Here is a 4096-nt window from a genome sequence, read left to right as displayed (position 1 = left end):
GTTCAGGGCGGAGGATCCAGCCAGGGAATCGAAACCGCCATCAGCGGAGCTGCCGATATAGGTGCCAGTTCGAGGGAACTTAAGGATGAAGAAAAAAAGGCGGGTTTAAAAGAGACGACCATAGCCCTGGATGCCATAGCAATTGTGGTTCATCCCTCCAACCGGCTTGGTGAATTAAAGATGGAGGATGTGAGAAATATTTACCTGGGCAATATTGCCAACTGGAAGGAACTGGGCGGGGCTGATGCTCCCATAAGCATAGTCTGTCGAGAAGAAGGTTCCGGAACCAGGGGAGCTTTCGAAGAGATTGTCATGAACAAGCAGGATATTTTTGCCAAGTCCTTGATTCAAAACTCCACCGGTGCAGTCAGAACCACAGTTGCCGGGGACAAGAATGCGATTGGTTTTATTTCACTGGCGGCAGTCAATCAAGATGTCAAGGCTCTGAAAATTGACGGAGTCCTCCCTGCTGTTGACAATGTCAAAAACGGCAGCTACAAAATCTCCCGGCCTTTTATTTACTTAACCCGGACCGCTTCGGATAATAAAATAGCCGATTCTTTTATTGAATTCGTTCTCAGCGATGAAGGGCAGAACATACTGGGCAATGAAGGTGCTATCAGCATAAAATAGCGAAGTATTTTTGAAGCAGGTGAGCTTATCTAAATGAATGGCATAATTGAAGGAAAAACCAACGCCGTAAAACAGCATAATAATCGTGAGGAGAAAATGCAAATCCTTCAAGCTAAAGCCGGGAGATGGGAGCGTATACTGGTCATTCTCCGAAAAAGCAAAGCAAGATTTATTCCCGAAATCCTGGTGGAAAAGCTCTTGATGCTCAGCGCAGTCGTATCTATCATGGCTTTGTTGCTCATAAGCGTATTTATATTTTCCCGTGGGGTTCCGCTGATAGCCTCGGTGGGTTTAGGAGATTTCCTGTTTTCTTTGGAATGGAAGCCCATCCAGGGGAAATTTGGCATCGGTGCTATGTTTGTCGGCTCTTTGCTGCTTACCTCGGCATCTTTAGCCTGGGCAGTACCACTGGGGCTTTTAACGGCGATCTTTATGGCTGAGATAGCTCCGCCGCCGGTAGGTAGAATAATGACCCGTATGGTCAGTCTTTTAGCGGGTATTCCTTCGGTAGTCTACGGTTTTTTCGGGTTGGTGATCATTGTACCGCTTATTCGCAATTACCTGGGGGGAACTGGGATGAGTGTTCTGGCCGGAGCTATTATTCTGGGGATAATGATATTGCCTACTATAATTAATATTTCCCGGGATGCTATCCAAGCGGTACCCCTTGTATACAAAGAAAGCTCGCTAGCCCTCGGAGCCAGCCATTATCAAACTATTGGCCGGCTTATACTCCCGGCCGCCAGTTCAGGTATTATTACCGCTGTAGTTTTGGCTATGGGCCGGGCCATTGGGGAAACAATGGCTGTGGTGATGGTAACCGGGAACGCTCCTATAATACCGGATAGCCTGCTCGCGCCGCTAAGAACCATGACCAGCAACATCGTGCTGGAAATGGGCTACGCTGCCGGAGACCACCAGGCAGCGCTATTCGCGACCGGTGCTATACTCTTTATTTTCATTCTCTTGCTTAACCTGCTGCTTAATTTTATTAGAAGGGCGGGAAAACGCTATGCCGGGAACTAGGATAGGGGAAAAAGCGTTGACTTGCCTGTTATACTTATCAGCTCTCATAATTATTGGGATTCTATTGGCAGTCGTGGGCTACATTGTTTATAAAGGCCTGGCTATGATTAACCTGGATTTCATAATGCAAGCCCCCAGGCGAGCCGGCAAAGAGGGAGGGATTTCCAGCACCATAGTGGGAACCCTCTACCTTACGGTCTTGTCTCTGGCCATTGCCGCGCCACTGGGGGTTGGTACTGCTATTCACCTGGAGGAATATGCCCAGAAGGAAAGCTACTTTGCTTACCTGGTCACACTCACCGCTGAAACTCTGGCGGCCATACCCTCTATTATTTATGGTCTCTTCGGGTTTGTGTTTTTTGTAATTTATTTGAAGCTGGGCTGGTCCATATGGTCTGGAAGCCTGACTTTGGCTATTATGGTTTGGCCTACTATAACCAGGACCGCGCAAGAAGCTATACTGAGCGTGCCCCGGGAGTACCGGGAAAACAGCCTGGCCCTGGGTGCCAGCAAGTGGCAGACGATTAGAAAAATCGTTATACCGGCGGCCATTCCCGGTATTGTTACTGGTATGATTCTTGCGCTGGGACGGGCTATTGGAGAGACCGCGGCGGTTCTATTGACTGCGGGTACTTCCCTGGGCATGCCTTTGAGCCCGGCAGATCCGGCCCGAAGCATGTCCGTACATTTATACATGCTGGCCATGGAGGGACTTTCCATGGAAAGAGCTTTTGGAACTGCCTTTTTAATAATTATTTTGCTACTATTTATAAATTACCTGGCCAACCGTAGTATGAGCTTTTTATCTCACAACGGCGGGTAACTCGGAGGTAAATGAATTGGAAAAGGCTATTAAGATGAAAAGCCGGGAACTTAACCTATTTTACGGCAATTTTCAGGCTCTATATAATATTAATATGGATATAGAAGAAAACCGGGTAACGGCTTTGATTGGCCCTTCAGGCTGCGGCAAGTCCAGCTTTTTACGTTCCTTAAACCGCTTGAATGAATTGATTGAGGGCAGCCGTATCAGTGGCGAAGTCTTTTTGGATGATTCAGCTATTTACGAAAAAGGAATAAACGTGGTGGAACTGCGCAAGAAAGTCGGGATGGTTTTTCAGAAACCGGCGGTTTTTCCCATGTCCATTTACGAAAATGTGGCCTATGGACCACGAATTCATGGGATAAAGAAGCGCAGCGAGCTGGATGAAATAGTCTGCCGGAGTCTGCAATCGGCCAACCTCTGGGATGAAGTCAAAGACAGGCTCGTTGCCCCGGCCAACCAGATGTCGGGGGGGCAACAGCAACGTTTGGTCATTGCCCGGGTGCTGGCGGTGCAGCCCGAAGTTATACTAATGGATGAGCCGGCCTCCGCTCTGGACCCCATTTCCACCGCCCGTTTGGAAGAATTGATTGCTATTCTGAAAACCCGTTACACTATAGTGATAGTAACTCATAATATGCAGCAAGCAGCGAGAGTTTCCGATTATACTGGTTTTTTCCTTCATGGTTGCCTGCTGGAATTCAACCGGACGGAGGAATTATTTCTCAATCCCCGCCATAACAAAACAGAAGATTATATTACCGGACGTTTTGGATAGGACGAAAGACGGAGGACGGAAAAAACTTTTGCATATTCATGCAACCCTTATGCAACAAAAAGGGTTTTTGCAGTGGAGTCAAGCATATGTTTATGGCTTTTTTAGTGGATTAGTAAAACGAAAGAGGATTTGAAAAATGCTAAATGAAACCCTGGCCTGTGAAATGGAAAAGCTCAAAGAGGAAATCCTAAAAATGGGAAGACTTTTAGAAGAGCAATTGTATAAGGCAGTCAAATCCCTGGTGGAGAAAAACCTGGAATTGGCCCGGGAGGTAATTGCCCATGATGATCTCATTGATCAGATGGAAATGGATATTGAGAAAAAATCTTTGGGCATACTGGCGCTAAAACAACCCATGGCCAGCGATTTGCGCCTGATAGGGACGGCCTTGAGAATAATCGTGGATATTGAGCGAATGGCCGACCATGCCGAAGATATTGCTCACCTGACCATAGATCTTTATGATCAGGTTTATATAAAGCCCCTGATTGATATACCCCGTATGGCCGCTATTGTGCAAAAGATGCTGGAAAAGGCTCTAAAAGCCTTTGTTAATCATGATGTAAACCTGGCCATGAGTCTTATTCCCCTGGAAGAGGAAATAGACAAGCTCTACGACCAGATTTTTCGCGAACTTCTGTCTTATATGATGCAAGATCCCAAAAACATTCCCCAGGCTACTTCGCTGTTGCTGGTTGCCGGTCATATCGAAAGGATTGGCGACCACGCCACCAATCTGGCGGAAATGGTGGTTTATTTGGTAGAAGGAAAGCGCATAGATTTGAACCGCATGGCCCGGAAATCCAGGTCGGCGAGTAAAAAATAATAAAATAAAA

Annotated in this window: 5 protein-coding genes; all 5 read left to right on the top strand. The window is 46.9% G+C overall.

Features of this window, described 5'->3' with window-relative positions; all coding sequences use genetic code 11:
• The coding region (locus PHP87_RS11105) for a phosphate ABC transporter substrate-binding protein (protein WP_299921349.1) at positions 1–633 on the top strand (633 nt) is incomplete at its 5' end.
• A gap of 33 nt (positions 634–666) precedes the next feature.
• On the top strand, positions 667–1659 hold the full coding sequence (gene pstC, locus PHP87_RS11100; RefSeq protein ID WP_299921347.1) for a phosphate ABC transporter permease subunit PstC: 993 nt from the start codon (positions 667–669) through the stop codon (positions 1657–1659).
• Entirely contained in the window at positions 1646–2482 is an 837-nt protein-coding gene (gene pstA / locus PHP87_RS11095) for a phosphate ABC transporter permease PstA (protein ID WP_299921345.1), read from the top strand. Before pstC ends, pstA begins: the two co-directional genes overlap by 14 nt.
• A 34-nt stretch (positions 2483–2516) precedes the next feature.
• Positions 2517–3260: a phosphate ABC transporter ATP-binding protein PstB gene (pstB, locus tag PHP87_RS11090; protein WP_299921351.1), complete on the top strand. Its 744-nt coding sequence runs from the start codon at positions 2517–2519 to the stop codon at positions 3258–3260.
• Between the two features lie 136 nt (positions 3261–3396).
• Positions 3397–4086: a phosphate signaling complex protein PhoU gene (phoU, locus tag PHP87_RS11085; protein WP_299921343.1), complete on the top strand. Its 690-nt coding sequence runs from the start codon at positions 3397–3399 to the stop codon at positions 4084–4086.
• Positions 4087–4096: the final 10 nt, after the last annotated feature.

The organism is Syntrophomonas sp. (assembly GCF_028707975.1).
Lineage (GTDB): Bacteria > Bacillota > Syntrophomonadia > Syntrophomonadales > Syntrophomonadaceae > Syntrophomonas.
Note: the sequence above shows the minus strand (reverse complement) of the source record. Positions and strands in the feature narration are given on the sequence as shown.

Bases quoted from the DNA above. Each gene is read 5' to 3' on its own strand.
- pstC (WP_299921347.1), top strand. From the start codon at position 667: ATGAATGGCATAATTGAAGGAAAAACCAACGCCGTAAAACAGCATAAT.
- pstA (WP_299921345.1), top strand. From the start codon at position 1,646: ATGCCGGGAACTAGGATAGGGGAAAAAGCGTTGACTTGCCTGTTATAC.
- pstB (WP_299921351.1), top strand. From the start codon at position 2,517: ATGAAAAGCCGGGAACTTAACCTATTTTACGGCAATTTTCAGGCTCTA.
- phoU (WP_299921343.1), top strand. From the start codon at position 3,397: ATGCTAAATGAAACCCTGGCCTGTGAAATGGAAAAGCTCAAAGAGGAA.